Genomic DNA, 26,708 nt, shown 5'->3' with positions numbered 1-26,708 from the left:
ACGGATGATGCTCCAGGCGCGGACGCGCCGCCCGCCGGTCAGGCAGGCAGCGCGAGGCCGGGCGGTTCCATCGTGGCGGCCGTCGCCTCGACGGGCTTGCGCGTCGCCGCGGTGCTGCCGCGCGGCAGCCGCGCTACCAGCGCATCGAGGTTGCGCAGCACCGGCGCCGGGCCGATCGCCGCGCCCAGCTGGGCGGCCGAGGCATCCTCCAGCGCGAAGCCGAAGGCGGGCACGGCCGTGATACCCGCCGTCGCCGTCGCGCGGCGCAGGCGTTGGGCGGAGACCGGGCGCGCCAGGCACAGCACCGCCATGGCCGCGGTCTCGCCATCCACCGCCGGGCGCCATCCCTGCAGCCGGGCCGCGGCCGCCGCGACGGCCGCCAGCGCACGGTCGGCCGCGCCTGCCACCGGCAGGGTGCGCAGCGCCTGCGCTTCGGGCGCCAACGGTTCGTCGGCGACCAGCGTGGCGCTGATCGACGCCAGGCCATCGCTGATGCGCCGCACGGCCGCGGCGGAGAGCACGCCGTCGGCCTGGTCGGCGCTCATTGCCGCGACCGCGGGCAGCACCAGGTCGCGCAGCGTGGCGGCGGGGCCATTGGCGTCGGCATGGAGTTCCGCGATCTCGATGGCGCCCTCGGCGTCGTCGGCCAGGTAGCGCTGGTAGAAGCGCAGCGGCGCCGGCAGCACCTCGGAATTGCCGAGCAGGATCTCGAGGAAGGACAGCGCCGGGACATGGCGCCCGAGGATCGCGAGGCAGGCGGTGATCGGCGGCGCCAGCAGCAGGCCGATCGGCCCCCACAGCACGGTCCACAGCGCCGAGGAGATCAGCAGCGCGAGCGGCGAGATGCCGGTGCTGCGACCGTACATCATCGGTTCGAGCACATGCGTCACGACGCCATCCACCAGCGCGAACAGCGCGATCACCATGATGGGTCCGGTCCAGTCCGCGCTGGTGGCGAACGACACGACCAGCGGCAGGCAGAGCGCGATCCACGCCCCGAGGAACGGGATGAAGCGCAGCACGAAGGCCATGATGCCCCACAGCGGCGCATTCGGCACGCCGATCAGCGCGAGCCCGACGCCCATGCCGACGCCGAAGATGCCGTTCATCACCATCTGCATGAGAAGGTAGCGGCCGACCCGCTCGGTGGCGTCGGCCATGGCGCGGGTGGTGCGGTGCAGGTCCTTCATGCCGGCCAGGCGCAGGAAGCGGTCGCGCACGTCCTCGCGCTGCATCAGCAGGTAGGCCATGAGCAGCAGCGCGACCGCCAGCGAGGCCGCCGGATGCACGACCATCGCGGCCATGTTCAGCGCGGCATCGAGCGTGCCGCCGCCGGCCGGCGCGGGCGCCACCGGGACCGCCGCCCCCGTGGCAGCGGCGCTGCCGCCGCCGACTTCCTCGGACAGCCGTCGCAGCGTGCCCATGGCGCGGTCCAGCACGCCCGATCCGTCGGACAGCGCGCGCAGCTTCTCGCGCAGGTTCATCTCCCAGCCCGGCAGGTCGGCGGCGAGCGTCAGCACCTGCGAGATGACCAGCAGCACGACGCCGATGATCGCCCCCAGCGCCGCGAACAGCAGCAGCGTCACCGCCAGCGCGCGCGGCAGGCCGGCGCGCTGGAGCAGCCGCGCCACCGGGATCAGCACGACCGACAGAAGCAGCGCGAGCGCCATGGGAATGAACACGTCGCGCCCGAAATGCAGGACCGCCAGCACCATGATGGCGGCGATGACCCAGAGCGGGCCTGAGCCAGCGGGCGCGGTTGGCCGCTGGATGTCGGTCTCGGATGGCACGGTGCATTCCCCCAGGTGGACGTCGACGCAACGCGATCGCGCCGAATTGGTTGCGCGCGACGCGCAACCTTTCGGCCAGCAGCGCGTTGACCGCGCATGAGCATTCCGGAGACCACGACCATGCCAGCCAAGACGGCCGCCCGCGCGCGGTCGAATGACGGCGCCGCGGAGGGCCTGACCGCCTTCCTGGCCGACACCTACCTGCTGATGGGCAAGACCCAGGCGTGCCACTGGAACGTCACGGGCCCGAACTTCAGCGGCCTGCACACGCTGTTCGAAGCCCAGTACACCGAGCTGTTCAAGGCGGTCGACGTGCTGGCCGAACGCATCCGCGCCATCGGCAGCCCCGCGCCCATGACGATCGAAGGCATGCTGGCGCAGGCCTCCCTGAAGGAGCCCGCGCGCATCCCGGACGCCGCCGGCATGGTGCGGATGCTGGGCGACGACCACGCCGCGCTGTCCTCGGCCGCGGCGACGCTGGCGCAGGACGTCGAGGACGACCTGGCGACGCATGACCTGCTGGTCTCGCGCATCGCGGCCCATGACAAGGCCGCCTGGATGCTGCGCAGCCACCTGTCGTGACCGACTAACCCCCATCCCAAGGAGCCCATCATGGCCACCACCACGAACACCAATTTCAAGGCCTCCGGCATCGCCGATGCGGCGACCGACTTCGCGCAGGATGCCAGGGACGCCGCCGGCGCCGAGCTGGCCGCGCTGCGCGAGAAGGTCGAGGCGCTGATGCGCGACCGCGTCACGCCGGCGCTGGCCGGAGTCGCCGGGCGCGCCGAGGATGCTGCGCATGACGCGATGGAAGCGGTGCGCCGCCAGAAGAACACGCTGTCGGCCACGGTGCGCGAGCAGCCGATCGCCGCCGTCGGCGCGGCCGCGCTGGCCGGCATCGCCATCGGCCTGCTGCTCAGGCGCTGAGCCGTGCGGGTTCTCCGCCTTCTCGGCGTCGCGGCGCAGGCGGAGAGCCTGCGCCTGCGGCGCAACGCGGGCAGCGTGGCGCGGCGGGCCGCCTGGCTGGCCGGCGCCGCGCTGTTCGGCGTCGCGGCGGTCGGCCTGGCGCATGTCGCGGCGATCGCCTGGCTCGAACCGCGCTACGGCCTGGCGGCGGCCTGCGGCCTGGTCGCACTGGCCGACCTGGCGCTGGCGGGGGGGCTGGCGTTGTTCGGGCGGACGCGCGTCGATCCTGTCGCGCAGGAGGCGCTGGCGGTACGCCGCATGATGCTGGACGCCGCGACGCGCAATCCGTTGAGCAATGCGGCGTCCTTCGCGATGGGATCGGCGCCGGGACCGGTGCTCGGCGCCATGGCGGGCGAGGCGATCGCCAGCTGGCTGCGGCGCCGCTGATCGACACCGCGGCTTCGCGCACGGCAAAGCGCCCGCAGCGGATGCTGCGGGCGCTTTGCGTTTCACCGGCGGAGGGTGCCGTGCAGCGCGCATGAAAAGGGGGCGGTGGCCCTCGGCCAACCGCCCCTTCGTCACGCCACGCGGCGGATCAGTAGTTGCCGGGTGCCGTCACCGCGCCACCCACGGCACCGACCGCGCCGCCGATCAGCGCGCCGGTGCCGGCGTTGCCGGACAGCGAGCCGATCGCGGCACCCGCGCCGGCGCCGACCAGGCCGCCGCCGACCGCGCGTTCGCCCGGCGAATTGCCGCAGGCGGCCAGGGCAAGGCCACCGGCCAGGGCGATGGTGGCGGGAATCATGCGGAGCATCGTGGGCCTCCTTGGACCAGGGTGTGGGGTGTCAGATCACGTTGAAGACGTTCAGCAGCACGATCACGACGACCGGCACGCCGAGGAAGTAGAGAAGGATCGAACGCATCTGCTTGCCTCCGTGACGCCGCGGGATGCGGCCATGTGTCGGTCCAACGCGCAGCCCCGCCGATGGTTGCGCGCGACGCGCGCTACGCGCAGGGCGGGCGCGGAGGCTTTCCCTCCGGTGCGGTCAGTCGTGATCGGCCGGTCGCAGCCCGGGCTGCCGCAGCGCGCTACGGCGAGCGGACGCGGCTCGCGGGATGATCCCGACCCGATGGTGTCCCCGATGCGCGCGACGGCCACGAACCGCGTGATGGCGCCGGAGACGATTCCGCTCGCTTCGCCTCGCGGCGCCGCTTGCGGCGCTTGTTCCCGCGAGCATCTTCACCCGCCCGAACGATCCCGTTCGAGCGGGTGACGCTTTATGCGGCGGCGTCAGCGGGTGTTGCGCGAAACACCACCTCCACCGCGGCGCCGCCGGCGGCGCCCGGGCCGAAGCGGAACTGGCCATCGAGCCGGCGTGCCATCGCCGCCATCACCGACAGGCCGAGGCTGTCCTGCGTCGGCGCGGCATCCGGCGGACCCGGCCCGTCATCGGTGACGGCGAGCACGAAGGCGTCGGCGCGTTCCTCCAGCACGATGGTCAGGGCGCCGCGGCCGGTCGTGTCGAAGGCGTGCTTCGCGGCATTGGTGGCGGCTTCCGCCACGATCATCGCGAGCGCCGTCGCCTGCGTCGGGTCGAGCCTGCCGGCGCCCTCGTCGACGTGCACGCGCACGCGCACCGCGCCATCCGCCGACGGCCCCAACCCACGCGCGGCGAGCATCTGCGTCGCCACGTCCTGGAACAATTCACCGAGCGCCGCGCCGGTCAGCCGTGGGTCGTGCAGGCGGCGATGGATGCGCGCGACGGTGCCGAGCCGCGCCGCGGCATCGGCCAGCGCCTCGCCGGCGGAGTCCGCATCCGTGACGCGCGACGCCTGCAGAGACAGCAGGCTGGCGAGGAACTGCAGCGCATTGGCGATGCGGTGCTGCATCTCGCGCAGCAATGCGCGGTCGCCATCGAGCTGCCGTCGCAGCGCGGCGCGGTCCGCCTCGCTGCCGCGCAGGGCGGACCGCAGGACCGCGACCAGCGCCAGCTGCGCCGCCGCCGCCACGCCGAAGCCGAGCAGCGCCATCGGGTCGGCGCGCCAGGCCAGCAGGGCCGCCGCCGCGAGCGCGGCGCCCGGCAGCCAGCCGAACAGCACGGCGACGCCGAGCGTGAGCGGCAGCAGCGCGATCGCCGGCAGCTCGCCGGGGATCGCGCCGTGCGCGACGCGCAAGGCCGCGCCACCCGCCACCGCCAGGGTCGCCGCCGCAACGCGCACGCCATGGGCCGGCTCCAGCAGCAGGAGCCGATGCAGTCGAGGATGACGGAGCGATATGATGGCGGTTCCTGACATTGTCGTTGAACCTGCTGCCCGCTCACCATGCGTCCCGGCGGGACATCGGGTGTTCGGGGTCGAGGCATTCCGGGCAGATGTGTCCGGCGCTATGGTTCCATCCGGTCGTACCCTGCCCTGGAGCCCGTTCCGTTTGGCATGGCGCGCGGCACATGCTCCGGCCCGGTGTCTTCGAGGGCATCCTTGTCCACCCAGCCGACATCGGCCGGACGGATGATGCTCTAGGCGATCGCTCCGCCGGCGGCATTAACCTGTGATAGGCTCGCATCGAAATGCGTCGGTCCGGACTCGAGCCCCCCTTGCCCTGCGCGCAGTGTCCGCTGCGCCCGTTGCCGGGCTTCAAGCCGCTGCGCGAGGGCGAACTCGCCTTCATCTCCCGGCGCAAGGTCGGCCAGCGGCGTATCGAACCCGGCGGCAGCATCGTCGCCGAGGGTGGCGCCGCCGCGCATGTGTTCACGCTGCTCTCGGGCTGGGCGTTCCGCTTCAAGACCATGACGGATGGTCGCCGGCAGATCATGAGCTTCCTGCTGCCCGGCGATATCCTGGGTCTGCAGGCGGAACTCCTGGAGGCCACGGCGCATGGCGTCGAGGCGTTGACGGAGGTGTCGCTCTGCGCCTTCGCGCGCGACACGGTGTGGTCGGTCTATCGCGTGCACCCGCCGTTGGCGCTCGATCTCACCTGGCTTGCCGCGCATGGCGAACGCCTGGTCGACGATGCGATGCTGTCGGTCGGGCGGCGCACCGCGGTCGAGAGCGTCGCCGCGCTGCTGGTCAGCCTGTTCAAGCGCGCCGAATCGGCGGGACTGCGCGAGGGCGATTCGGTGCCCTTCCCGCTGACCCAGACGCATGTCGCGGATGCGCTGGGGCTGTCGGTGGTGCACACCAACCGCACCATGCAGCGGCTGCGCCGGATGGGCCTGGTGCGCATCGGCGATGGCCGGCTGGCGGTGGGCGACCTCAGGTCGCTGCGCCGCATCGCGCAATACTGGGAACAGCCGGCGCCGGTGCGGCCGCTGTTCTGACGAGTGCCGCCCCGCACCGCGGCGCCGTGGCGTTCAGGCGGCCGGCCCGCCCGGGCGCGGCACCTCGATCACGAACAGCCGGTGCTGCGCGGTGTCGACCCGCCGGCGCATCTCGTCGCGCCAGATGCGTTCGGCGGTGTCGGCATCGTGGAAGGGGCCGAAGCATTGCTCGCTGCCGGGTTCGAGCTCCTGCCAGGCGGCATCGGCGAACACACCGCCCCAGACGAACCAAAGCTTGCGTTCCGACATGGCGGCCCCCTGCGACGGAGGCCGCTTATGGCCCGGATTGGTGCAGTGCAGCAAGGCCCGCGAGGCAGGGGCGCCGCCGATGTCACGCGATCCGGCGCACGGCACCCTGGGTGACCGCCGCCGCGCGGTCGGCGATCCGGCTGCGGATGCGGTCGAGCAACGGGCCCTCGGTCAGCGGCGGATGGCAGGCGGCCTGGGCATAGCGGCCAGTGTGGCGCTCGCTCTCGAAATCCTTGAACAGCGTGGTGATGCCGTAATTGTCGAAGTGCTTGCGGTTGCCGTCGTCGAAGTAGGATTCCGACACCGCGCCCTCGGCCACAAGCAGGCCGTGCGCGGGCAGTTCGACATGCCAGTAGGTGACCTCGGGGCACCAGAGTTCCTGGATGATCGACGTGCCGTTGACCAGCAGGCGCGCGGGCACCAGGCGTCCGTCGAGGAACATCGCGTGCTCCGGGCTGACGCGCAGGTCGCGATGCGGCACGCCGTTGGCCAGCGCGCCGGCCTTGATCAGGATCGGCGCCGCGGCGGCGCGGTTGCGCTGCCTGGCCACGTTGACCCTGGTGTGGCCGAGCCAGACCACCGGCTGCAGCGGCGCACCGCCATGTGCTGCGACCAGCAGCTCGCCGACGCGAAGGTCCTCGACCGCGACCTCGCCGCGCGCGGTCGCGATCAGTGTGCCCGAGGCGAAGCAGGTGATGACATCGTTGCTGCTGAAGCCCACGACAGAGATGGTATCGGTGCCATTGGTGAACAATGTGGTGCCCAGCGCGCCGGCGCTGGTGTCCCAGGGGTCGTCACTGCCGCCCGTCCATCCCTGAAGCGACAGCGTGTCCGAACCGCTCCCGAAGTTGATGACATCGTTGCCGTCGCCGGTGTTCCAGACAAAGACGTCGTTGCCGCTGCCACCTGACAGGGCATCGTTGCCGGTACCGCCGATCAGGACGTCGTCACCGTTTCCGCCGCCCAGGACGTCGGTGCCCCCCTCGCCCGACAGCGTGTCATTGCCGTTCAAGCCAGCGGCGACATCGACACCGCTGGTCCCGGTGAAGGAGTCGGCGCCATTGGTTGGCGTGTTCGGCGAGCGCGGCGTGCCGGAGGCATCGTACCAGGTTCCAGACATCGCAAGTGTCTCCTATCCTGTGGTTGACGGCAGCGGCCGGCGGCCATGCGTGTGGGTGGCGGGAAGCGGGGCGTCGCCACATGGGGCGCGGTGGCTTGAGATTGCCGGGCCGCACGCGACGGCCGCGTGGAGCGCCCGGGCAGGGCTCCGGACCCTGGGCCCGCGCGCCGTCACCGAGGCGTGCGCCAGGGCGGATGATGGGGCAAGCCCGGGTGAGCCCGCGGGGCCTCGACTTCGGCCCTTGCCGCCCTTGGCCGCCGGACGGCGCGCTCCGGCGGAGCGGCGTGTGGCGGGCCGGGCTGTGCGGCCGCGCGCGCGTGCGCCTGTCGCGGCGATCACCGGCGCCGCTGGCGCGCCCTCTGCCGGGCGGAAGGATGCGTCCGGCGTCGCGCCAGGTTCCACCGCTAAAGCCACCGGGATGAGTGCGAAGAAGGCGCGTGCCCCGCGATCCTGCGTAACGCAGCGAGGCGGGCAGCCCAAGCCCGCAGCCACGACCAGACGCCGGCAACCGCCGTCGACCGTCCTGCGAAGATGCCGTGCCACGGAGATCACGCTGCGCCATGCCCTCTCTGATGCGTGTTCACAGCCTATTCACGCTTTGCGGTCCGCGGGCAATGCCTCCAACGCGACGTTCGCAAGCTCGACACTGCGCGGCGCAGCTTAGCATGGCGGCACCTGGCGCCTGCTTCGCGCAGGGCGGGCATTTCTGCTGACCGACCGCCGTTGCCGCGAAGGCCGCGCCTCAAATGCTCGTCCCCGGTGCAGGGGTGGCGCGCCGCCGCCGCAGCATCCGCAGCACCTCGCGCGGGTCGAAGGCACGCAGGGCCACGCCCACGCCAAGGAACACAACCCCGCCCGCGCCAATCAGCGCCGCCGCCAGCCCAATCCGGGCGAGCGACGTCCCGCCCGCCGTCAGCACCCAGCCGAGCGCGCCCACCGCCACCCCCATCACCGCCGCCGCCGCCAGGATGCGCGGCAGGGCGCGCCGCGCCCGCCGGTCCAGCACCCAGTCGCGCCGGCGCACCAGTAGCCAGCCCAGCACGATCGCATTCACCCACGCCGCCAGCGCGGTCGACAGCGCCACCCCCACATGCTGCAGCGGGCCCATCAGCGCGACGTTGAAGCCGAGGTTCAGCGCCACCGCGGCCAGCCCGACCTTCACCGGCGTCGCGGTATCCCCGCGCGCGAAGAAGGCCGGCGCGAAGACCTTCACCAGCACGAAGGCCGGCAGGCCGATGGCATAGGCGACCAGCGCGGCCGAACTCGCCGCCGCCTCGGCCGGTCCGAAGGCGCCACGCTGGAAAAGGGCCGCGATGATGGGGCCTGATGCCACCGCCAGGCCCACCGCCGCCGGCAGCGTCAGCAGCAGCGCGAGTTCCACCGCCCGGTTCATCGACCGGTGCGCCGACAGCGCCTGCCCGCTGCGCAACTGGCGCGACAGCAGCGGCAGCAGCGCCGTGCCCACCGCCACCCCGATCACGCCCAGGGGCAGCTGCGCCACGCGGTCCGCGTAGTACAGGAACGATATCGCGCCCGAGGGCAGCAGCGACGCGATGATGATGTCCACCGCCAGGTTCAGCTGCACCACACCCGCGCCGATCACGCCGGGGATCATGCGCTTCAGCACCTGGCGCACCTCGGCCGTGACGGAAGGCGGCCGCAGCAGGTTCAGCGCCATGCCGGCCTGCGCCGTGGCCCACATCACCAGCGCCAGCTGCACCACGCCCGAGGCCGTCACACCCCAGGCCAGCGCATGCCCGGGTGTGGCGACATAGGGCGTCAGGAACAGCAGCGTCGCCATCGAGATCAGGTTGAAGAAGACCGGCGCCGCCGCCGCCGCGGCAAAGCGGTCCAGCCCATTCAGCACCCCCGCCACCAGCGCCGTCAGGCAGATGAACAGCAGGTAGGGGAAGGTGATCCGCGTGAGCTCGACCGCCAGCGCGAACTTCGCCGGGTTGTCGGTGAAGCCCGGGGCCAGCACCGTCATCACCTGCGGCATGAACACCATGCCCAGCACCACCAGCACGCCGAGCCACAGCGTCATCAGCGTGCCCATCCGCTCGGCCAGCGCCTGTGCGTTGGCGCGGCCCTGCGTCGCCAGCGTGCCGGCGAAGGCCGGCACGAAGGCGGCATTGAAGGCACCCTCGCCGAACAGGCGGCGAAACAGGTTGGGCAACTTCAGCGCGACGAAGAAGGCATCCGCCACCGGGCCCGCCCCCAGGCGCGACGCGATCAGCATGTCGCGCGCGAAACCCAGCACGCGCGAGAGCATGGTCCAGGCGCCGACAGTCATGACGGAACGCAACATCACGCGACGGGATGCGCCGGCGGCGCGGCGGATGCAAGGCGGGGAGGGCTTTGCCCTCCCCGGACCCCTCCCACCAAGGGGCAACGGCCCCTTCGATCGCGGAAACTAAATCGGGGGCGTTGGGGAGGGGCATCGTGGGTGCGCCTGACGCGGCGGGCGCGCCATGCCCCTCCCCAACGTCCCCGATCAGTATTGGTGTCCAGAGGCCCTTAGGCGTTTGGCGGTGGGGGTCCGGGGGAGGCAGCGCCTCCCCCGCCCGCGCCCGCCGCGCCGCCGCTCACTCCGCGCGGATGTTGTTCTCCGTCACCACCTGGCGCCAGCGGGCCCAGTCGTCGGCGAAGACGCGTGCGAAGGCCTGGCGGGGCCCGCCGGCGGGTTCGGCGCCGAAGCTGCGGGTGCGTTCGATCACGTCGGGCAGTTTCAGGATGGCGTCGAGCTCGGCGTTCATGCGGTCCAGGATCGGTTCCGGCGTGCCGCGGGGTGCGAGCATGCCGCCCCAGAAGCCGACGACATGGCCGGGCACGGTCTCGGCGAAGGTGGGCACGTTGGGGTAGGCGGGTGCGCGCTGGGCGCTGGTCACCGCGATGGCGCGCAGCGTGCCGGCTTCCAGCTGCGCGCGCGTGGCGAACAGGCCGTCATGCGCCACGTCCACGTCGCCGCGCATCAGCGCGGTGATGGCGGGCTGGTTGCCGGCATAGGGCACGTGCGTCACCTCGATTCCCGCCTGCTTGCTGAGCAGGATCAGCGCCAGGTGGTTGATCGCGCCGGCGCCGGGCGTCGAGACGGTCAGCCGCCCCTGCCTTTCGCGCGCGACGGCGATGAACTCGGCCACCGTGCGCGCCGGGAAATCGGCGCGGCAGACCAGCGCGAGCGGCGAATTCTGCGCGATGAAGACCGGCGCGAAGGCCTGCACCGGGTCAAGCGTTGCGCTGCGGTTCACCGCCAGCGCGATCAGCGTGGACGGCGAGGTGTACATGAAGGTCGTGCCGTCCGGCGCTGCGCGGGCGACCAGGTCGGCGGCGACCTGCGTGCTGGCGCCGGGGCGGTTCTCGACGATGAAGCTGCTGCCCGGGATGCGCTCGGTCAGCTTGGCGGCGAGCAGCCGGGCCATGATGTCGTTGGCGCCGCCGGCGGCGAAGCCGACCACGAGGCGGACCGGGCGGGCGGGCCAGGCCTGCGCGCGGGCGGGGCCTGTCGCCAGAAGCGCCGGTGCCGCGAGCAGCACGGTGCGCCTTGCGATGTCCTGGATCATGCCGAACCCCCCCATTCGTTGCGCTGGAGCCTAGGGCAGGGCGCCGCCCGGTGGAACCATCGCGGCGCTGGACGCATATCATCCCGCCCATAACGCTTATGTACCGTCTGGACGGTGGACAAAACCGTCCGGACGGTATAGTCACGCGTCACCATGAGTGTTTCGATCGCGCCGCCACCCCTCGACGCCCGCACCCGCATCCTCGATGCCGTGGAAACCCTTGTCGTGCGAAAGGGCGTCGGCGGCCTGACGCTCGAAGCGGCAGCGCGGGAGGCCGGGGTCTCCAAGGGTGGCCTGCTCTATCACTTCGGCTCGAAGGAGGCGCTGCTGGTCGGCGTCATGCAGCGCCTGGCCGAGCAGGTCACGATCGACTACGAGGCCGGCCTGGCGCTGCAGCCCGAGGGACCCGGCCGCGCCGCCCGCGCCCAGATCGCCTGGGCCTTCGGGGAGAGCGACTGCTCGCCCGGCCAGGACAAGAACGACCGCATGGCCGCGGTCTGCCTCGCCGCCTTCCACCACGACCCCGCGCTGCTCGACCCGCTGCGCGCGGTGATCGAGCGCATGAAGGCCGAGCTGATCGCCGACGGCATCCCCCATGGCGTCGCCATGACCATCCAGACCGCGACCGATGGCATGTTCATGGCCCACCTGTTCACCATGTACCGCCCCACCGTGGCGGACATGCTGGCCTTGCGCGCGACGCTCGAGGCCCTGCTGGACGACACGCCGTGACCGGCCGCGGGCGCATCCTGGCCGGCATCGCGATGCTGGCCGTCGCCGGCGGCGGCTACGCCGTGCTGACGCGGGGCGAGGCAACGCGCCCCGCCGCGACCGTCGCGTCCGCCCCCGCCGCGCCGGTCGGCGTCGGCGCGCTGGGCCGCGTCGAACCGGCCTCGCGCATCCGTCGCCTGACCCAGCCTGGCGGCATGGCGGTGACGCGGCTCGACCGGCTGCTGGTGAATGAGGGCGACCAGGTCGCGGAAGGCCAGCTGCTTGCGGAATTCGCCGATGCCGCGCAGAAGGACGCCGCGGTGGCGCAGGCCGCGGCGTCGGTCGCGGAGTTCCGCGCCAGCCTCGATCGTATCCGCGCCGCCGGCCGGCCGTCCGAGGTCGCCGCCCAGCGTGCGCGCATCGACGCGCTGGCCGCGCAGCTCGACCTCGCGGAACGCGAGGCGGCGCGATCCGAACGCCTGGTGCCGACCGGTGCCGGCGCCGTCGCCGCCGCCGACCGCGCGCGCGCCGCCGCGGTGCGCCTCGCCGCCGAACGCACCCAGGCGCAGGCCGACCTCGACAGCCTGATGTCGTCCCGCCCGGAGGATATCGCGCTGGCGCAGGCGCGCCTGTCCGCCGCGCAGGCCGCGCTGGCCAAGGCGCAGGCGGATGCCGAACTGTCGCGCGTGCGCGCCCCCTTCGCCGGCACCATCCTGCGCGTCATCGCCCGCCCCGGCGACCAGGTGGGCAATGACGGGCTGATGGAGATCGGCGACCTGTCGCGCATGGACATCGTGGCGGATGTCTACGAGACCGACATTGCGCGCCTGCGCCTCGGCGCCCCGGCCGAGATCGTGGTGCCCGGCGAACCCCAGCGCTTCAACGCGACGCTGCGCGAGATCGGCTGGACCGTGCGTCGCACCACCCAGGCCAATACCGATCCGGTCGCCGCGGTGGATAGCCGGACCGTCGAGGTGCGTTTGACCCTCGACGAGGCGGCCAGCGCGGTGCTGCGCCGGCGATCCAACATGCAGGTGCAGGTGGCGATCCGGCCATGAACGCGCTGACGAAAACGACACTGCTGCCCTGGGCGCCCGAGAATACCGGCGACGCCCCGGCCGCCGCCGCGACGCCGCCCCCGAGCCCCGGCCCGCTCGCGACCTTCCTGCTGCCCGCGCGCCTGGCCTGGCGGCAGTTGCGCGCCGAACGCGCCCGGCTGTTCTCCGCGATGGCCGGCGTGATGTTCGCCGCCGTGCTGGTGTTCATGCAGCTCGGCTTCCGGTCCGCGCTGTTCGACAGCGCCACCGCGCTGCTGACCAACATGCGCGCCGAGCTGTTCCTGATGAACCCGCTCACCACCGCATCCTTCCGGCCCGAACCGCTGCCGCGCGTGCGCGCGCACCAGGCGCTGGCCCTGCCCGAAGTGGCGCAGGCGGTGCCCGTCTATCTCGCGCAGTCCACCTGGCGGAACCCCGAGGACGGGTCGCGCCGCGCCATCCAGATGATCGGCTTCGACACCGAGGCCGGCGCGATGGAGTTCGAGGGCCTGGACGCCATCAGCCCCGCGCTGCGCCGCGTCGATGCGGTGGGCTTCGACGACCGGTCGCGCCCGGAATTCGGCGCGGTGGCGCGCATCTTCGCCGAACGCGGCCCGTTCGAGGTCCAGGTCGGCAACCGCATGGTGCAGGTCGCGGGGCTGGTGTCGATCGGCCCGTCCTTCGGTGCCGACGGCAACCTGGTCATGAGCGAGGTCAATTTCCGCCGCATGGTGCGCGAACGCCAGGCCTCCAACACCGACCTGGTCGCCATCCGCCTGCAGCCCGGCGCCGACGTCGTCGCCACGCAGCAGCGCCTGCGCGGGATCCTGCCGCCCGACGTGGTCGTGCTGACCCACGCGCAACTCGTCGCGCACGAACGGAACTACTGGGAAACCGCAACCCCGATCGGCTTCATCTTCGCCTTCGGATCGGTGATGGGCCTGATCGTGGGCATGGTGATCGTGTACCAGATCCTGTTCAGCGACATCGCCAACCACCTGCGCGAATACGCCACGCTGAAAGCCATCGGCTACTCCAATTTCTACCTCGCGCGCGTGGTCATGGCCGCCGCCCTGATCCTCGCCGTCATCGGCTTCATTCCCGGCGCCGCCCTGTGCATCTGGCTCTATGACGTGGTGGCCGGCGCCACCTTCCTGCCACTGGCCATGACCGCCGAACGCGCCACCCTGGTCTTCGCACTGATCTTCGCCATGTGCGCCGCCGCCGGCCTGCTGGCGATGCGCAAACTCCGCGACGCTAGCCCGGCGGACATGTTCTGATGGGGGTTGGTCAGGGCGCGCTGCGGGAGAGGGCTCTGCCCGCCCCCGAACTCCCACCCGCCAAGGGCCTAAGGGCCCCTGGACCCCTCGACTTGATCGGGGAGATTGGGGAGGGGCAGGGCGCGACCTTCGCGCAGGGGCACACCGACGATGCCCTTCCCCAATCTCCCCGATTCAAAAGCCCGCGATCCAAGGGGCCGTTGCCCCTTGGTGGGGGGAGGTCCGGAGGGGGGCAAAGCCCCTCTCCGGCAGCCGCGCCATGACCGACCCCATCGGCATATCCCGCCTGACCTTCGCGTATGGGGAGGGTGAGCTTCGCCGGCCCGTGCTGCGGGACATCGACCTGACGGTGCATGCGGGTGAGGTGGTGTTGCTCACGGGTCCGTCGGGGTCGGGCAAGACGACGTTGCTGACCTTGATCGGGGCGTTGCGCGCCATGCAGGAGGGGTCGTGCCGGGTCTTGGGGCGTGAGTTGATGGGCGCGTCTGAGCGTGATCGTGTGCGGCTGCGCCGGTCGATCGGCTTCATCTTCCAGAACCACAACCTGCTGGGGTTCCTGACCGCGCGGCAGAATGTCGCGATGGCGCTGGAGATCGACGCGGCGCTGCCCGAGCGTGTGCGGCTGGAGCGGGCGGGGGAGATGTTGCGCGCGGTCGGCCTGGCGGGGCACGAGGACAAGCCGCCGGGCAAGCTGTCGGGCGGGCAGCGACAGCGTGTGGCAATCGCGCGGGCGCTGGTGGCGGGGCCGGGGCTGGTGCTGGCGGACGAGCCGACCGCGGCGCTCGACAAGGTGTCGGGCGGGGAGGTGGCGCATCTGCTGCGCGACATGGCGAAGTCCCGCGGCACGCCGATCCTGTTGGTCACCCATGATCCGCGCATCCTCGACATTGCCGACCGTGTGGTGGCGATGGAGGATGGCCGCATCGTGGAGGCGCAGGCGGCCTGAACGATCGTCGGCGCCTGGCCGCGTCGGTCGCCGGGCAGGGTTGCAGGGCCGGGGGCACCGCCGGGATGGCGCGCGGCGCATCCTCGCGGGCACGTTGACATGGATCAATCGTGCGCGGCGCGCTGGCTGCGATGCTGGCGCGCATGTGGAACCGAGGTGCATGGCGACGGCACGATCGGGCGCTCCCGTGAGGGACGCGGGCCCGCTGCTGGCGGCCGCGGCAGACGGCACGCGCGAACGCCTGCTGGCGCAGTCGCGGCCGCTGGTCCTGCCGCGCGGTGCCGCGGTCTTCGCGCAGGACGCGCCGGCCGACCACCTGCATGTGCTGCTGGAGGGCTCGGTCGGGCTCAGCACCATGGAGGATGGCGGGGCGGCGACGCTGGTGGAGATCCTGGACCCGGGCGATGCCTTCGTGGTGGGTGCGGCGATGCTGCGGCTGCCGTGCCCGGTCTCGGCGGCTACGCTGGCGCCCTCGCGCATCGTGATGATCCCGGCCGAACTGGTCCGCGCCGAGGCTGTCGCCGATGCCGGGCTGATGCAGGCGGCGCTGGAGCAGATGGCGCGGCAATGGCGGTTGCTGGTCGACCAGGTCGTCGACCTCAAGACCCGCGACGCGACGCAGCGCGTGGCGCGTTTCCTGGCGCGGCGGTTGCCGAGCCCGCAGGGTGCCGCCGAGCTGCCCGAGCCGCGCGCCGCGATCGCCGCCAGGCTTGGCATGACGCCGGAGAGCCTGTCGCGCACGCTGCATGGGCTGGAGGCGGCGGGCCTGCTGCGGCTGGACGGCCGGCGGGTGGATGTGCCTGACCGCGCGGCGCTGCTGCGACTGGCGCTGCCGCGCAGCGACCACCGGGCGCGCCCGGCGTAGCGCAGACCTCGATCGGCTGCGGAGGCGCGCCGATGCCATGGCCTGGAGGCGGTGCGGCGCGCCGCGGCGCGCGCCCCCTTCGCGCCGTCGCCGCGCCATGCTGCCATGCGGCCCGCATCGAGGAGGAGACCGCCATGGCCCGCGTGCCCGACATGACCGTGAACGACCTGGCCGAGGCCGATCGCGACCTGCTGAAGCGCAACATCGCGCTGCATCGGGCGTTGACGAACAGCCCGAACGGGGCGCGCGCCTTCTCGGGGCTGGGGCAGTTCATCCGGTATGGATCGAAGCTGGATCCGCGGTTGCGCGAACTCGCCATCCTGCAGGTCGGCTGGCTGGCGCGATCGCCCTATGAATGGTCGCACCATGTGAAGATCGGCTTCGATTTCGGCGTGACCGAGGAGGATGTGCGCGGCCTGATCGCCGAGACCGCGGGCGCGCAATCCGCCCTGGAGCCGATGGCGCAACTGGTGTTGTTGGCGGCGCGCGAGGCGTATCACGGCCCGGGCGTCAGCGAAGCCACGTTCGAGCGGCTGCGCGCTCAGTTCGACAATGAACGCCTGGTCGACCTGGTGCTGGTGATCAGCTTCTACTGCGCGGTGGTGCGGGTGCTGTCCTCGCTCGATATCCAGGTGGAGCCGGACTACCAGCCCTACCTGGAGCGTTTCCCGCTGCCGGCGTGACGGGGCGGCGCATGGCGCCCGTGCGCCGGGCGCATGGTCATTGCGCTCGACGCGCCATGCGGCGCCGCGTCAGGCTGATGGCATGAACCCGTCCCTGCGCGCCGCGATGCCGATCCTGATCGGCGTGTCCGTCATGCTGTCCCTGGCCATGGGCATCCGCCAGAGCCTGGGGCTGTTCATGGCGCCGGCGACGCAGGACCTCGGCATGGCGGTGGCGCAGTTCACCCTGGCCATCGCGGTGCAGAATCTGGGCTGGGGGTTCCTCACGCCGTTTGCCGGGGCGGCGACGTCGCGCTGGGGGTTCCGGCCGGTGCTGATGGTGGGGGTGGCGGCCTATATCGCGGGGCTGGCGGTGATGGGGCTGGCGCAGGGTGCCTGGTCCATGATGATCGGCGCGGGGCTGCTGATCGGTCTGGCGCTGGCCTGCACGGGCAGTGGCATGGCGCTGGCCGTGGCGTCGCGGCCGGTGCCGGTGGCGGTGCGGTCGACGGCGCTCGGCATGGTCTCGGCGGCGGGATCGGTGGGGGCGCTGATCGCCGCGCCGGTCGGGCAGGTGCTGGCCGAGGGCTGGGGCTGGCGGGCGGGCGTGGCGGGCTTCCTGCTGATCGCGCTGGCGATGGTGCCGGCGGCCTGGATCGCCGGGCGGGTCGATGCCGTGCCGGTGCCGCCGCTGGCGCGCGGCGAGTCGCCCCGCATGGGGGTCGCGCTGAAGCAGGCGATGACGCATGTGCCCTTCCTGGTGATGGCGGGTGCGTATTTCGTCTGCGGGCTGCAGCTGGTGTTCCTGACCACGCATCTGCCGTCGTATCTCGCGCTGTGCGGGCAGGACCCGATGCTGTCGGCCAAGGCGCTCGGCACCATCGGCGCCTTCAACGTGCTGGGGTCGCTGTTCTTCGGCTGGGCCGGCGGGCGGTGGAACAAGGGGGCGCTGCTGGGCGGCATCTACCTGGTACGCTCGGCGGTGCTCGGGCTGTATTTCGCCTGGCCGCCCAGCGAGGCATCGACCCTGGTATTTGCCGCCATCATGGGGTTCCTGTGGCTTGGCGTGGCGCCGCTGGTGGCGGGGCTGGTCGCGGAATTCTTCGGCCTGCGCTTCCAGGCGATGATCCAGGGCATCGCCTTCATGTCCCACCAGCTGGGGTCGTTCCTGGGGGCCTTTGGCGGCGGCGTGCTGTTCGACCTGAACGGGGACTACGTGCTGGCCTGGCAGCTCGGCGTGGGGATGGGGCTGACCGCCGGGGCCATCCAGGTGGCCTATGCGTTGCGCGGCAGCCCGCCGGATCCCCGCCCGGTCCCGGCGTGATGCTTTTCCGCGCGCCGGCAATCCCGTATGTGACAGCCACAGCTTCGTCCTAGGGAGGGACCCCCGCATGAATCGTCGCGCCCTGATGGGGGCTGCCGCCGTCGCCCCCGTTGCCATCGCCGCGCCCGCGCTGGCGCAGACCCAGATGCCGGAGGTGCGCTGGCGCCTCACCTCCTCCTTCCCGCGCAACCTCGATGTGCTGTTCGGCACCGCCGAGAGCATCGCGCGGCGCGTCGGCGAGCTCACCGACGGGCGCTTCCGCATCACCGCCTTCCCGGGCGGCGAGATCGCGCCGCCGCTGGCCGCGCTCGATGCCGTGCAGTCGGGTTCGGTCGAATGCGCGCATACCGCGCCGTACTACTACGTGGGCAAGGAGCCCGGCTTCGCCTTCTTCACCGCGATGCCCTTCGGCCTGAACAGCCGCATGTACAACGCCTGGTTCCGCCATGGCGGCGGCGGCGAGCTGTGTGCCGAGCTGATGGGCGAGTACAACGCCGTCTCCTTCCCCGCCGGCGACACCGGCGCGCAGATGGGCGGCTGGTTCCGCAACGAGGTGCCGAACCTGGCCGCGCTGAACGGGCTGAAGTTCCGCATCGCCGGCTTCGCGGGGCAGGTGTTCCAGCGGCTTGGCGCGGCGCCCACGCAGGTGGCCGCGGCCGACATCTACCCCTCGCTGGAGCGCGGCACGCTCGATGCCGTCGAATTCGTGGGCCCGCATGACGACGAGAAGCTCGGCTTCGTGCGCGTGGCGCGCTTCTACTACGCGCCGGGCTTCTGGGAGCCGGGCGCGCGGCTGCACTTCATGGCGAACCGCGCGGCCTACAACGCGCTGCCGGACATCTACAAGAACGCCATCGCGGTCGCCTGCGCCGAGGCCGATACCACCATGCTGGCGCGCTACGACGACCTGAACCCGAAGGCGCTGCGCCGCCTGGTGGCGGCCGGGGCGCAGCTGCGCTTCTTCAACCGCGACATCATGCAGGCGGCGTGGAACGCAGCGACCGAGGTCTATACCGAGACCGCCGGGCGCAACCCGCGGTTCAAGAAGATCCTGGACTCCTACATCCCGTACCGGAACGAATCCTACCAGTGGTTCCGCGTGGCGGAGAATTCCTTCGACAACTTCGCCTTTCCGGCGGCTGCAGCGCGCTGAAAGCGCGCGGTAGCCGCCAGAAAGGCAGCATTTTTTCGTCCCTCAGACGGCGGGCGGCGGGCATCCGCCCGCCTTGCCTTCGCGCCATGGACTGGTGCGCCGGGGGCGAGTGATGGTCTGGGCGCGGTCGCGCCTTGCGCTCCCGGATCGCTGCCGCGATCCGAAAGATGGGCGGCGCATGGCCCACGATTCACGTGGCCGCCCGATTCACGCCATGACCTTCAGCGCATAAGGTCGCCCTCACACCGCGCGCGGATTCGGCCATGGATTTCGGTTCGCTCTTCTCCGCCCTGCTCATGGGCATCGTCGAGGGGCTCACCGAGTTCCTGCCGATCTCCTCCACCGGCCACCTGATCCTGCTGGGCGAACTGATCGGCTTCCGCGGCCCGCCCGGCAAGACCTTCGAGATCTCGATCCAGCTCGGCGCCATCCTGGCGGTCGTGGTGATCTACCGGGGGCTGATCGTGAACCTGCTGCGCGGCATGTGGCGGCCGGGGCTCGAACGCTTCTACGTGATGAACCTGGTGCTCGCCTTCCTGCCGGCCGCGATCATCGGCGCCACGCTGCATTCCACCATCACCGGCGCGCTGTTCAATCCCTGGGTGGTCTGCGTCGCGCTGATCGTCGGCGGCGCCGCCATCATCGCGATCGAACGCGCACGCCCGGCGCCCAGCATCCACTCGGTGCCCGAGATCGGGCCGCTCGCCGCCGTGCTGATCGGCTGCGGTCAGGCGCTGGCGATGATCCCGGGCACCTCGCGCTCGGGTGCCACCATCATCACCGCGCTGGTGATCGGCGTGGACCGCAAGACCGCCGCCGAATTCTCCTTCGTGCTGGCGATCCCGACCATGGTCGCGGCGACCGTCTACTCGCTGTACAAGGCGCGCGCCGAGATCGACGTCTCGGCCTTCGGGCAGATCGGCGTGGGGTTCGTGGCCGCCTTCGTCGTCGCCTATTTCACCGTGCGCGCGGTGCTGGCGGTGATCGGGCGCATCGGCTTCACGCCCTTCGGCTGGTACCGCATCGGGCTCGGGCTGGTGATGATGGCGGTGCTGGCGCTGCGCTGAGGCTCACGCCGCGCGCAAAGCCTCGGTGCCGCCGCGCAGGTCCAGCACGCCCACAACCTGCCCCAGGTTGCCGGCCACCAGGTGGACCATGCCCGCCGGCATGGCGTCGAAGGCGATCTCGACGCGCAACGCCTCGCCCTCGCGCCGCGCCATCACCAGGTCGGGCGTCAGGTCGCGCTTCGCCAGCGGCTGCAGCAGGCGCGGGAGCATGCCGGGCACGGCTTCCACGAGCAGGTCGAAACGCGCGCGTACGTAGTGTTCGGGGTTGTTCATGGCAGGGATCGCTTCGGTCGTTGGCAGGAGGGGCGGCGCGGGCCGGTCGGCCGAGGGCACGCCCGCCCCGGAGCGCGTCCCTAACGGGCCGTGCCGGTAATTCGACCTGCGATGCGCGGAACCATTGCCATGCGACGCAGCCTAGCGATGCCGGTGCCCCTGCACCAGCCTCGCGCAGGGCCTGGCAACCGACGACGCGAAATGAGCAACTTCCGTGCGGCCCGCCGGTGCCGGACGCAGGCAATGCGCAGCCTGCCCGCTGCGCCGCGCAGCATTCGGCCGGCCTTGGCGCGTGCGGGTCGGGCCGGGCGTTGTCGCGACGCCACGCGGCGATCCGATCCGCCCTTCCGGAGCCGTCGCCTGGCGCGACCCATGCGGGGACCGCGCGCGCCGTCTGGCCGATGTCGCCGACGATGAAGCGCCCGGTCGCGGGGTCGAGGCCGGCGCGGAACGGATCGTGCCGGCCGGTGCCGACGATCGCGTTCCGCCCCGCCGTGGGTCGGCCGGCGGCGTCCACGCCGCGCCGCGCTGTCCAATGGCCATGGCCCCGCGCCGTGGCCCATGGCAATGAGACCTAGCGCCTTGTTTTCGTGCGCCTCTTTGTCCGACCGGGTGATTCCACCTGGTCGCGATCTGCTCTAGGGTCACGATCCTGTCACCCGGGAGCCACCGCCATGCGCCGCCGCCACCTGATCCTCGCCGTCCCCGCGCTGCTGGCGGCGCCGGCGCTCGCGCAATCCTACCCGGGGCCGGTCCGCATCATCGTGCCCTTCGCCACCGGCGGCACCACCGACATCATCACCCGCCTGATCGCCGACGAAATGGGCCGGCGCCTGTCCACCACGGTGATCGTGGAGAACCGGCCGGGCGCGGGTGCCACGCTCGGCACCGGGCTGGTCGCGCGCGCGGCGCCGGACGGCACCACGCTGCTCGTCTCGACCATCTCGGGCATGGCGGTGGGCAATACGCTGTACCGCGACCGCATCCAGTGGGATGCCGACCGCGACTTCGCGCATATCGCGACCATCCTCGGCACGCCGTACCTGCTGCTGGTGAACCCTGCCACGTCGATGAACACGGTGGCGGATTTCATCGCCGCGGCGAAGTCGCCGCGCGGTGTCGCCTATGCCACCAGCGGGATCGGGTCGGTGCCGCACCTGGTCGGGCTGCGCATCGCGCAGGCGGCGGGGTTCGAACTGCAGCACATCCCGTATCGCGGCGGGTCGCAGGCGGCCACCGATGCGATCGCCGGCACCGTGCCGTCGGTGATGGACAGCCTGACCGCCGCATCGGCGTATATCCGCGCCGGGTCGCTGCGCGCGCTGGCCTTCACGACGCGCGCGCGCATCGCCGATTTCCCACAGATCCCGACCTTCATCGAGAGCGGCTTCCCCGACATCATCGCCGATGGCTGGGCCGGCATCGCGGCGCCGGCAGGCACGCCGCGCGCCTTGCAGGAACGCCTGGCGGCGGCGATCCGCGAGGCGATGGCCGCACCCCAGGTCGCGCGCCGCTACGCCGAGACGGCGACGCTGCCCGGCACGCTGTTCCTGGATGACGCGCAGGCCTTCGTGCGCGCCGAGATCGCCGCCTGGGCGCCGGTGGTGCGCGCCTCGGGCGCGACGCCGGGCTGAGGCGGCGCGCGCCGATCCGGGGAGCGACGATCGGCGGGGGCGCGCGCGCCGCGATGCCCCGCAGCCTTCGCGCGGCGTGCCATGCCCGACACGCCGCAGGCGCGATCCGCCGGCGACCGGTTGCATTTCCACTGGCGCATCACGCCGCATCGGGTTTTGATCGCGGGCAAGGACGGCGCGACACCTCTGCCGCATCAGGCCGGTCGCATCGATCCAGACAGGGAGGAGATCAGAATGGCACGCGTCGCACTCGTCACCGGAGGCCAGCGCGGCATCGGCGCCGCCATCAGCGAGGCCCTGCAGGCCGCCGGCCGCAAGGTCGTCGCGTCCTATGCCGGCAACGATGCGGCGGCCGAGGCCTTCACCAAGCGCACCGGCATCCCCTGCTACAAGTTCGACGTCGGCGACTACGAGGCCTGCGCCGCCGCGATGAAGAAGATCGATGCCGAGGTCGGCGCGGTCGAGATCCTGGTGAACAATGCCGGCATCACCCGCGACGGCACCATGAAGCGCATGTCGCGCGACATGTGGGACGCGGTGATCGATACTAACCTCGGTTCCTGCTACAACATGTGCAAGCTGGCCTGGGACGGCATGTCGGCGCGCAAGTTCGGCCGCATCGTGAATATCGGGTCGATCAACGGCCAGGCGGGGCAGTACGGCCAGGTGAACTACGCCGCCGCCAAGTCCGGCATCCACGGATTCACCAAGGCGCTGGCGCAGGAAGGCGCCCGTGCGCAGATCACCGTGAACGCCATCGCGCCCGGCTACGTGGACACCGAGATGGTGCGCGCCGTCCCCCCCGACGTGCTCGAGAAGATCATCGCGCGCATTCCGATGGGCCGACTGGGCCGCGCCTACGACATCGCGCGCGGCGTGCTGTTCCTGACCGCCGACGATGCCGATTTCATCACCGGGTCGACGCTGTCGATCAATGGCGGGCAGCACATGTACTGATGCGTCCGGCGGCGGCGCCGACGCATCCGCGCGCAGGGTCGGCGGAAGCCTTGCTGCGAATCGACGCGGCGTGGCGGCTGCGCGCCAGGCACGGCCCGTGCGCGCCGTCGCCGTGATCGGGCGCGACGGGCCGGACCCGTCGCGCCGCGCCGTCGCGCGCGACAGCCACATCACCGCCATCGAGGGCTTCGCGCGCGAGGGGCTGTTGCTGCTCGGCCTGCCGCTGCATTCGCCGCAGGGGCGCTCGGAAGGCTCGCTGATGGTGGTGGCGGCGCCGCACGACTACCTGGCGCGCGAGCCCTTCGCCGTCGCGGGTGTGTGGCGGGATGTCGCCTGCCGGCCGATCGGCATCCCGTCCCTGCCGTGGCGCGACTGGCCGGTGGAGGCGGACCTGCCGCCCGGGCGCGGCCATACCATCCTGGTGCTGGAGGGCGAGGCGCAGCCGGCACGGCTGGCCGCAGCCGCCGCGTCCGGGTTGCTGGTCTTCGCGGCCGAGACGCTCGACCGGCCCGGCGCCATCCTGGTGACGGCGCATCGCGACGATGCCGCGGCGCTGGCCTTCGTCGGCGCCGACGCGCTGCTGCGCCGCTGCGCGGTGACGATTCACGCCACGCGGTTCCGGCCGCTGCCCTATCGACCGCTGCCGCGGCCCGGCGACGCCGATCGCGCAGGAACCCGCGCATCCCGCTGACGCGCCGTGCGGCATGCCGCTGACGCGCCGTGCCGCATACCGCTGACGCGCCGTGCGGCGTACCGCTGACGCGCCGTGCGGCGCGTGCCAGGATCGCGCCCGTCAGCGGATCAAGGAGAACGCGCCATGGGCTACGTCATCATCGCCTGGGACGGCACCGATCCGGCGCGGCGCGCCGCCGCGCGCGACCGGCACATGGCGGTGCTCACGCGCTGGGCGGGGGATGGGCGGCTGGCGCTCGGCCTGCCGCTGTTCACGCCGGACTGGCGCCCGGCCGGGTCGCTGATGGTGCTGGAGGTGCCCGACCAGGCGGGCCTAGACGCCTACCTGGCCGAGGAGCCCTTCGCGGTGGAGGGCGTGTGGGACCGCTGGAGCGTGCATCCCTTCCGCATCGCGCCGCTGCCCTATCGGCCGCTGCCGCAGCCGGGCGACCCGGTCTCGGCCTCGCGCACCCATACCGTGATCGTCGCGATGGATGGTGCCGATGCGCAGGCGCCGGCGCGCCGCCAGGCCGTGCGCGCGCAGCACATGGCCCGCGTGGCGCCGCTGGCCGCGCAGGGCGTGCTGGCGATGGGCGGCGCCATCGTGGATGAGGCCGGCGCCATGCGCGGTTCGATCGCGGTGACGCGCCATGCAACCGATGCCGAGGCGCAGGCCTGGATCGCCGAGGACCCCTACGTGACCGGCGACGTGTGGCGCGACATCACGCTGCATGGCACGCGCTTCGCCGGGCTGCCCTATCGCCCGCTGCCGGGCGCGGGCGGCTGACACCGGGTGGATCTGCGCGAACAGGACATCCTGGGCGAGGCGATCGGCGCGCATTGGTATTATCGCAGCAAGTCGCGGGCGATGTTCCGGCTGCTGGAGGGCGTGGCGCCGCGATCGGTGCTCGACATCGGGGCGGGGTCCGGCTTCTTCGCGCGCGAATGGCTGCTGCGCGGGGGCGCGGAACGCGCGACCTGCGTCGATCCGCACTACCCCGCCGATCGCGATGAGTCGGTGGCGGGCAGGCCATTGCTGTTCCGCCGCGCCGTGGCGGCCACCGATGCCGACCTGCTGCTGCTGATGGATGTGCTGGAGCATGTCGAGGACGATGTCGCGTTGCTGCGCGACCATGCGCGCATCGCGCCGCGCGGTGCCACGGTGCTGCTGACGGCACCGGCCTTCGGGTGGCTCTGGAGCGGGCACGACGTGTTCCTGGGCCACCGCCGCCGCTACAGCGTGGCGCGGCTGGAGGCCACGGCGCGCGCTGCCGGCATCGTGGTCGACAGGGCCTGCTATTTCTTCGCGGCGGTGTTTCCGCTGGCCGTGGCGCAGCGGCTGCCCGCGATCCTGCGCCGCGGCGCGGGCGGGCCCGACCCGGCCCCGCAGTGCGACATGCGGCGGCACGGGGCGCTGGCCGACCGGGTGCTCGGCGCCTTCTGCGCGGCCGAGTTGCCGGTGTTTCCCGCCAACCGGCTGTTCGGGCTGAGCGTCTTCCTGCGCGGCCGCGTGGGATAGGCGGCGCTGCGCCCCGCCACACCCACGACAGCCGCTACGCCGCCTTCGCCAGTGCCACGTCGAAGGATGCGCCGGTCTTCTCGCGCATCTCCTCCAGCGTCACGCCGGGCGCGAGTTCGGTCAGCACCAGGCGCGTCGGTCCCTTGCGCGCCAGTTCGAACACGCCGAGGTCGCTGATCACGATGTCCACCACGCGCGCGCCGGTCAGCGGCAGGGTGCATTCGGGCAGCAGCTTGGGCTTGCCGCCGGCGGTGTGTTCCATCAGCACGATCACGCGCTTCACACCCGCCACCAGGTCCATGGCGCCGCCCATCCCCTTCACCATCTTGCCGGGGATCATCCAGTTCGCCAGGTCGCCATTCGCCGCGACCTGCAGCGCGCCCAGGATCGACAGGTCGATATGCCCGCCGCGGATCATGCCGAAGGACTGCGCGCTGTCGAAATAGCTGCTGGTGGGCAGCTGCGTGATGGTCTGCTTGCCGGCATTGATCAGGTCTGCATCCTCCTCGCCCTCGATCGGGAAGGGGCCGAGGCCGAGCATGCCGTTCTCGCTCTGCAGCTGCACGTTGAAGCCGGCGGGGACGTGGTTGGCCACCAGCGTCGGGATGCCGATGCCGAGGTTCACGTAGAAGCCGTCCTGCAGTTCGCGCGCGGCGCGCGCGGCCATCTCGTCGCGGTTCCAGGCCATGTCCGTGTTCCCCTTCAGGCCGCGCGCTTGCGCACGGTGCGCTGTTCGATGCGCTTCTCGTAGCCCGCGGGGCAGACGATCATGCGCTTGATGAAGATGCCGGGCGTGTGGATGTGGTCGGGGTCGATTGTGCCGGCATCGACCAGGTGCTCGACCTGCGCGATGGTCACCTTCGCCGCGGTCGCCATCATCGGGTTGAAGTTCCGCGCGGTCTTGCGATAGGCGAGGTTGCCCTCGGTGTCGCCGGTATGGGCGTGCACGATCGCGAGGTCGGCGAAGATGCCGCGCTCCATCACATAGGTCTCGCCGTCGAACTCCCGCGTCTCCTTGCCCTTCGCGACCTCGGTGCCGACGCCGGTCTTGGTGAAGAAGGCGGGGATGCCGGCGCCGCCGGCGCGGATGCGCTCGGCGAGCGTGCCCTGCGGGTTGAATTCGATCTCGAGCTCGCCGGCCAGGTATTGCCGCGCGAACTCGGCATTCTCCCCGACATAGGAGCTGATCATCTTGCGGATCTGGCGGGTCTTGAGCAGCAGGCCGAGCCCCGCATCGTCGATGCCGGCATTGTTCGACACCACGGTCAGGTCCTTGGCGCCGGAGTCGCGAATGGCTTCGATCAGCAGGGCGGGGATGCCGCACAGGCCGAATCCGCCGGAGTGGATGACCATGCCGTCGCGCAACACGCCGGCGAGAGCCGCCTTCGCGTCAGGATAGAGCTTGCCCATGGGGAACCCCCGAACGTTTCCTGGAAGGCTTCTCCCTAGCGTTCCGCGCGTCGCGCCGGAAGGGGTTCGTGCCCCCTTGCGGGGGTCGGACACCGGGGCTATACCGCGCGCCTCTTCCCCGGGGGGCCATAGCTCAGTTGGGAGAGCGCTTGAATGGCATTCAAGAGGTCGTCGGTTCGATTCCGATTGGCTCCACCAGTTGAACCGCCGGTTTCCGAGTGATCGGGACCGGCGGTTCCATGTCCGGCCCCTG

The 26,708-nt window shown here is 71.9% G+C and carries 28 protein-coding genes and 1 tRNA gene; 19 read left to right on the top strand and 10 right to left on the bottom strand.

The features are described 5' to 3' along the window. Positions 1-38: 38 nt before the first annotated feature. The gene (locus LQ222_RS17185) at positions 39-1,790 is read right to left on the bottom strand and encodes an AI-2E family transporter (protein ID WP_230168064.1); all 1,752 of its coding nucleotides are present in this window, start codon (positions 1,788-1,790) and stop codon (positions 39-41) included. 120 nt (positions 1,791-1,910) lie between these two features. Here LQ222_RS17185 and LQ222_RS17180 point away from each other — a divergent pair, with 120 nt between their 5' ends. The 3 genes from LQ222_RS17180 to LQ222_RS17170 are packed head-to-tail and all read left to right on the top strand — an operon-like array spanning position 1,911 to position 3,146. Beyond that, positions 1,911-2,372 carry a Dps family protein gene (locus tag LQ222_RS17180; RefSeq protein WP_230168063.1) on the top strand — a complete coding sequence of 154 codons (462 nt, stop codon included), beginning with the start codon at positions 1,911-1,913 and terminating at the stop codon, positions 2,370-2,372. Between the two features lie 30 nt (positions 2,373-2,402). Further along, positions 2,403-2,720, top strand: coding sequence for a hypothetical protein (locus tag LQ222_RS17175; RefSeq protein ID WP_230168062.1), 318 nt, complete (start codon positions 2,403-2,405; stop codon positions 2,718-2,720). A gap of 3 nt (positions 2,721-2,723) precedes the next feature. Next, positions 2,724-3,146: a hypothetical protein gene (locus LQ222_RS17170; RefSeq protein WP_230168061.1), complete on the top strand. Its 423-nt coding sequence runs from the start codon at positions 2,724-2,726 to the stop codon at positions 3,144-3,146. Positions 3,147-3,294: 148 nt separating this feature from the next. Here the strand turns inward: LQ222_RS17170 and LQ222_RS17165 are convergent, their stop codons facing one another. Together LQ222_RS17165 and LQ222_RS17160 are read right to left on the bottom strand one after the other, a co-directional pair. Further along, positions 3,295-3,513 (bottom strand): YMGG-like glycine zipper-containing protein, encoded by a 219-nt coding sequence (locus LQ222_RS17165; protein ID WP_230168060.1) that lies wholly within the window; start codon positions 3,511-3,513, stop codon positions 3,295-3,297. A 464-nt stretch (positions 3,514-3,977) separates the two neighbouring features. Beyond that, a complete protein-coding gene (locus LQ222_RS17160; RefSeq protein WP_230168059.1) occupies positions 3,978-4,994 on the bottom strand; it encodes a sensor histidine kinase in 1,017 nt (338 codons plus the stop codon). 329 nt (positions 4,995-5,323) lie between these two features. Here LQ222_RS17160 and LQ222_RS17155 point away from each other — a divergent pair, with 329 nt between their 5' ends. Further along, a complete protein-coding gene (locus tag LQ222_RS17155) occupies positions 5,324-6,016 on the top strand; it encodes a Crp/Fnr family transcriptional regulator (RefSeq protein ID WP_230168058.1) in 693 nt (230 codons plus the stop codon). Between the two features lie 33 nt (positions 6,017-6,049). On the opposite strand, the gene LQ222_RS17150 is transcribed toward LQ222_RS17155, so the two are convergent. The 4 genes from LQ222_RS17150 to LQ222_RS17135 form a co-directional block, all read right to left on the bottom strand. Further along, entirely contained in the window at positions 6,050-6,265 is a 216-nt protein-coding gene (locus tag LQ222_RS17150) for a DUF4170 domain-containing protein (RefSeq protein ID WP_230168057.1), read from the bottom strand. 82 nt (positions 6,266-6,347) lie between these two features. After that, the gene (locus LQ222_RS17145) at positions 6,348-7,385 is read right to left on the bottom strand and encodes a Hint domain-containing protein (RefSeq protein ID WP_230168056.1); all 1,038 of its coding nucleotides are present in this window, start codon (positions 7,383-7,385) and stop codon (positions 6,348-6,350) included. 742 nt (positions 7,386-8,127) lie between these two features. Continuing rightward, positions 8,128-9,693, bottom strand: coding sequence for a murein biosynthesis integral membrane protein MurJ (gene murJ / locus LQ222_RS17140; protein WP_230168055.1), 1,566 nt, complete (start codon positions 9,691-9,693; stop codon positions 8,128-8,130). 277 nt (positions 9,694-9,970) lie between these two features. Then, complete coding sequence (locus LQ222_RS17135; RefSeq protein WP_230168054.1) at positions 9,971-10,945, bottom strand: tripartite tricarboxylate transporter substrate binding protein; 975 nt, start codon at positions 10,943-10,945, stop codon at positions 9,971-9,973. Positions 10,946-11,098: 153 nt separating this feature from the next. Here LQ222_RS17135 and LQ222_RS17130 point away from each other — a divergent pair, with 153 nt between their 5' ends. The 9 genes from LQ222_RS17130 (at position 11,099) to LQ222_RS17090 (ending at position 19,990) form a co-directional block, all read left to right on the top strand. Further along, positions 11,099-11,677, top strand: a complete 579-nt coding sequence (locus LQ222_RS17130; RefSeq protein WP_230168053.1) for a TetR/AcrR family transcriptional regulator — start codon at positions 11,099-11,101, stop codon at positions 11,675-11,677. Beyond that, positions 11,674-12,714 (top strand): efflux RND transporter periplasmic adaptor subunit, encoded by a 1,041-nt coding sequence (locus tag LQ222_RS17125; protein WP_230168052.1) that lies wholly within the window; start codon positions 11,674-11,676, stop codon positions 12,712-12,714. The genes LQ222_RS17130 and LQ222_RS17125 overlap by 4 nt, the downstream gene beginning before the upstream one ends. Next, entirely contained in the window at positions 12,711-13,973 is a 1,263-nt protein-coding gene (gene devC / locus LQ222_RS17120) for an ABC transporter permease DevC (RefSeq protein WP_230168051.1), read from the top strand. The genes LQ222_RS17125 and devC overlap by 4 nt, the downstream gene beginning before the upstream one ends. A 259-nt stretch (positions 13,974-14,232) precedes the next feature. Continuing rightward, positions 14,233-14,919: an ATP-binding cassette domain-containing protein gene (locus tag LQ222_RS17115; protein WP_230168050.1), complete on the top strand. Its 687-nt coding sequence runs from the start codon at positions 14,233-14,235 to the stop codon at positions 14,917-14,919. 187 nt (positions 14,920-15,106) lie between these two features. Next, complete coding sequence (locus LQ222_RS17110; RefSeq protein ID WP_230168049.1) at positions 15,107-15,784, top strand: Crp/Fnr family transcriptional regulator; 678 nt, start codon at positions 15,107-15,109, stop codon at positions 15,782-15,784. Positions 15,785-15,918: 134 nt separating this feature from the next. Beyond that, a complete protein-coding gene (locus tag LQ222_RS17105; protein ID WP_230168048.1) occupies positions 15,919-16,467 on the top strand; it encodes a carboxymuconolactone decarboxylase family protein in 549 nt (182 codons plus the stop codon). A gap of 82 nt (positions 16,468-16,549) precedes the next feature. Next, the gene (locus LQ222_RS17100; protein ID WP_230168047.1) at positions 16,550-17,770 is read left to right on the top strand and encodes an MFS transporter; all 1,221 of its coding nucleotides are present in this window, start codon (positions 16,550-16,552) and stop codon (positions 17,768-17,770) included. Positions 17,771-17,837: 67 nt separating this feature from the next. Next, positions 17,838-18,923 (top strand): TRAP transporter substrate-binding protein, encoded by a 1,086-nt coding sequence (locus LQ222_RS17095; RefSeq protein WP_230168046.1) that lies wholly within the window; start codon positions 17,838-17,840, stop codon positions 18,921-18,923. A 263-nt stretch (positions 18,924-19,186) separates the two neighbouring features. Continuing rightward, positions 19,187-19,990, top strand: coding sequence for an undecaprenyl-diphosphate phosphatase (locus tag LQ222_RS17090; RefSeq protein ID WP_230168045.1), 804 nt, complete (start codon positions 19,187-19,189; stop codon positions 19,988-19,990). A gap of 3 nt (positions 19,991-19,993) precedes the next feature. On the opposite strand, the gene LQ222_RS17085 is transcribed toward LQ222_RS17090, so the two are convergent. Continuing rightward, positions 19,994-20,263: a hypothetical protein gene (locus LQ222_RS17085; RefSeq protein ID WP_230168044.1), complete on the bottom strand. Its 270-nt coding sequence runs from the start codon at positions 20,261-20,263 to the stop codon at positions 19,994-19,996. 674 nt (positions 20,264-20,937) lie between these two features. Between LQ222_RS17085 and LQ222_RS17080 the strand changes: the two genes are divergently transcribed. The 5 genes from LQ222_RS17080 to LQ222_RS17060 all read left to right on the top strand — a co-directional run bounded on the left by LQ222_RS17080 (position 20,938) and on the right by LQ222_RS17060 (position 25,045). Then, positions 20,938-21,897 carry a tripartite tricarboxylate transporter substrate binding protein gene (locus tag LQ222_RS17080; RefSeq protein ID WP_230168043.1) on the top strand — a complete coding sequence of 320 codons (960 nt, stop codon included), beginning with the start codon at positions 20,938-20,940 and terminating at the stop codon, positions 21,895-21,897. Positions 21,898-22,131: 234 nt separating this feature from the next. After that, on the top strand, positions 22,132-22,854 hold the full coding sequence (phbB, locus tag LQ222_RS17075; RefSeq protein WP_230168042.1) for an acetoacetyl-CoA reductase: 723 nt from the start codon (positions 22,132-22,134) through the stop codon (positions 22,852-22,854). Between the two features lie 97 nt (positions 22,855-22,951). After that, positions 22,952-23,545, top strand: a complete 594-nt coding sequence (locus LQ222_RS17070) for a hypothetical protein (RefSeq protein WP_230168041.1) — start codon at positions 22,952-22,954, stop codon at positions 23,543-23,545. Positions 23,546-23,671: 126 nt separating this feature from the next. After that, positions 23,672-24,313, top strand: a complete 642-nt coding sequence (locus tag LQ222_RS17065) for a YciI family protein (protein WP_230168040.1) — start codon at positions 23,672-23,674, stop codon at positions 24,311-24,313. A 6-nt stretch (positions 24,314-24,319) separates the two neighbouring features. After that, the gene (locus tag LQ222_RS17060; protein ID WP_230168039.1) at positions 24,320-25,045 is read left to right on the top strand and encodes a class I SAM-dependent methyltransferase; all 726 of its coding nucleotides are present in this window, start codon (positions 24,320-24,322) and stop codon (positions 25,043-25,045) included. 34 nt (positions 25,046-25,079) lie between these two features. Here LQ222_RS17060 and LQ222_RS17055 read toward each other — a convergent pair whose 3' ends face one another. Together LQ222_RS17055 and LQ222_RS17050 are read right to left on the bottom strand one after the other, a co-directional pair. Then, a complete protein-coding gene (locus LQ222_RS17055) occupies positions 25,080-25,733 on the bottom strand; it encodes a CoA transferase subunit B (RefSeq protein WP_230168038.1) in 654 nt (217 codons plus the stop codon). A 14-nt stretch (positions 25,734-25,747) separates the two neighbouring features. Next, a complete protein-coding gene (locus LQ222_RS17050; RefSeq protein ID WP_230168037.1) occupies positions 25,748-26,455 on the bottom strand; it encodes a CoA transferase subunit A in 708 nt (235 codons plus the stop codon). 122 nt (positions 26,456-26,577) lie between these two features. On the opposite strand from LQ222_RS17050, the gene LQ222_RS17045 reads away from it, so the two are divergent. After that, a tRNA-Ala gene (locus LQ222_RS17045) sits at positions 26,578-26,653 on the top strand. Positions 26,654-26,708: the final 55 nt, after the last annotated feature.

Origin of the sequence: Roseomonas sp. CECT 9278, assembly GCF_918698155.1 — a bacterium.
Classification (GTDB): Bacteria; Pseudomonadota; Alphaproteobacteria; order Acetobacterales; family Acetobacteraceae; genus Neoroseomonas.
The sequence above is the reverse complement of the archived record's forward strand: the minus strand, read 5'-3'. Positions and strand labels throughout refer to the sequence as shown.

Coding starts and splice junctions, on each gene's coding strand:
- LQ222_RS17180 (WP_230168063.1), top strand. CDS start 1,911: ATGCCAGCCAAGACGGCCGCCCGCGCGCGGTCGAATGACGGCGCCGCG.
- LQ222_RS17175 (WP_230168062.1), top strand. CDS start 2,403: ATGGCCACCACCACGAACACCAATTTCAAGGCCTCCGGCATCGCCGAT.
- LQ222_RS17165 (WP_230168060.1), bottom strand. CDS start 3,513: ATGCTCCGCATGATTCCCGCCACCATCGCCCTGGCCGGTGGCCTTGCC.
- LQ222_RS17160 (WP_230168059.1), bottom strand. CDS start 4,994: ATGTCAGGAACCGCCATCATATCGCTCCGTCATCCTCGACTGCATCGG.
- LQ222_RS17150 (WP_230168057.1), bottom strand. CDS start 6,265: ATGTCGGAACGCAAGCTTTGGTTCGTCTGGGGCGGTGTGTTCGCCGAT.
- LQ222_RS17145 (WP_230168056.1), bottom strand. CDS start 7,385: ATGTCTGGAACCTGGTACGATGCCTCCGGCACGCCGCGCTCGCCGAAC.
- murJ (WP_230168055.1), bottom strand. CDS start 9,693: ATGTTGCGTTCCGTCATGACTGTCGGCGCCTGGACCATGCTCTCGCGC.
- LQ222_RS17135 (WP_230168054.1), bottom strand. CDS start 10,945: ATGATCCAGGACATCGCAAGGCGCACCGTGCTGCTCGCGGCACCGGCG.
- LQ222_RS17130 (WP_230168053.1), top strand. CDS start 11,099: ATGAGTGTTTCGATCGCGCCGCCACCCCTCGACGCCCGCACCCGCATC.
- devC (WP_230168051.1), top strand. CDS start 12,711: ATGAACGCGCTGACGAAAACGACACTGCTGCCCTGGGCGCCCGAGAAT.
- LQ222_RS17115 (WP_230168050.1), top strand. CDS start 14,233: ATGACCGACCCCATCGGCATATCCCGCCTGACCTTCGCGTATGGGGAG.
- LQ222_RS17105 (WP_230168048.1), top strand. CDS start 15,919: ATGGCCCGCGTGCCCGACATGACCGTGAACGACCTGGCCGAGGCCGAT.
- LQ222_RS17100 (WP_230168047.1), top strand. CDS start 16,550: ATGAACCCGTCCCTGCGCGCCGCGATGCCGATCCTGATCGGCGTGTCC.
- LQ222_RS17095 (WP_230168046.1), top strand. CDS start 17,838: ATGAATCGTCGCGCCCTGATGGGGGCTGCCGCCGTCGCCCCCGTTGCC.
- LQ222_RS17090 (WP_230168045.1), top strand. CDS start 19,187: ATGGATTTCGGTTCGCTCTTCTCCGCCCTGCTCATGGGCATCGTCGAG.
- LQ222_RS17085 (WP_230168044.1), bottom strand. CDS start 20,263: ATGAACAACCCCGAACACTACGTACGCGCGCGTTTCGACCTGCTCGTG.
- LQ222_RS17080 (WP_230168043.1), top strand. CDS start 20,938: ATGCGCCGCCGCCACCTGATCCTCGCCGTCCCCGCGCTGCTGGCGGCG.
- phbB (WP_230168042.1), top strand. CDS start 22,132: ATGGCACGCGTCGCACTCGTCACCGGAGGCCAGCGCGGCATCGGCGCC.
- LQ222_RS17065 (WP_230168040.1), top strand. CDS start 23,672: ATGGGCTACGTCATCATCGCCTGGGACGGCACCGATCCGGCGCGGCGC.
- LQ222_RS17055 (WP_230168038.1), bottom strand. CDS start 25,733: ATGGCCTGGAACCGCGACGAGATGGCCGCGCGCGCCGCGCGCGAACTG.
- LQ222_RS17050 (WP_230168037.1), bottom strand. CDS start 26,455: ATGGGCAAGCTCTATCCTGACGCGAAGGCGGCTCTCGCCGGCGTGTTG.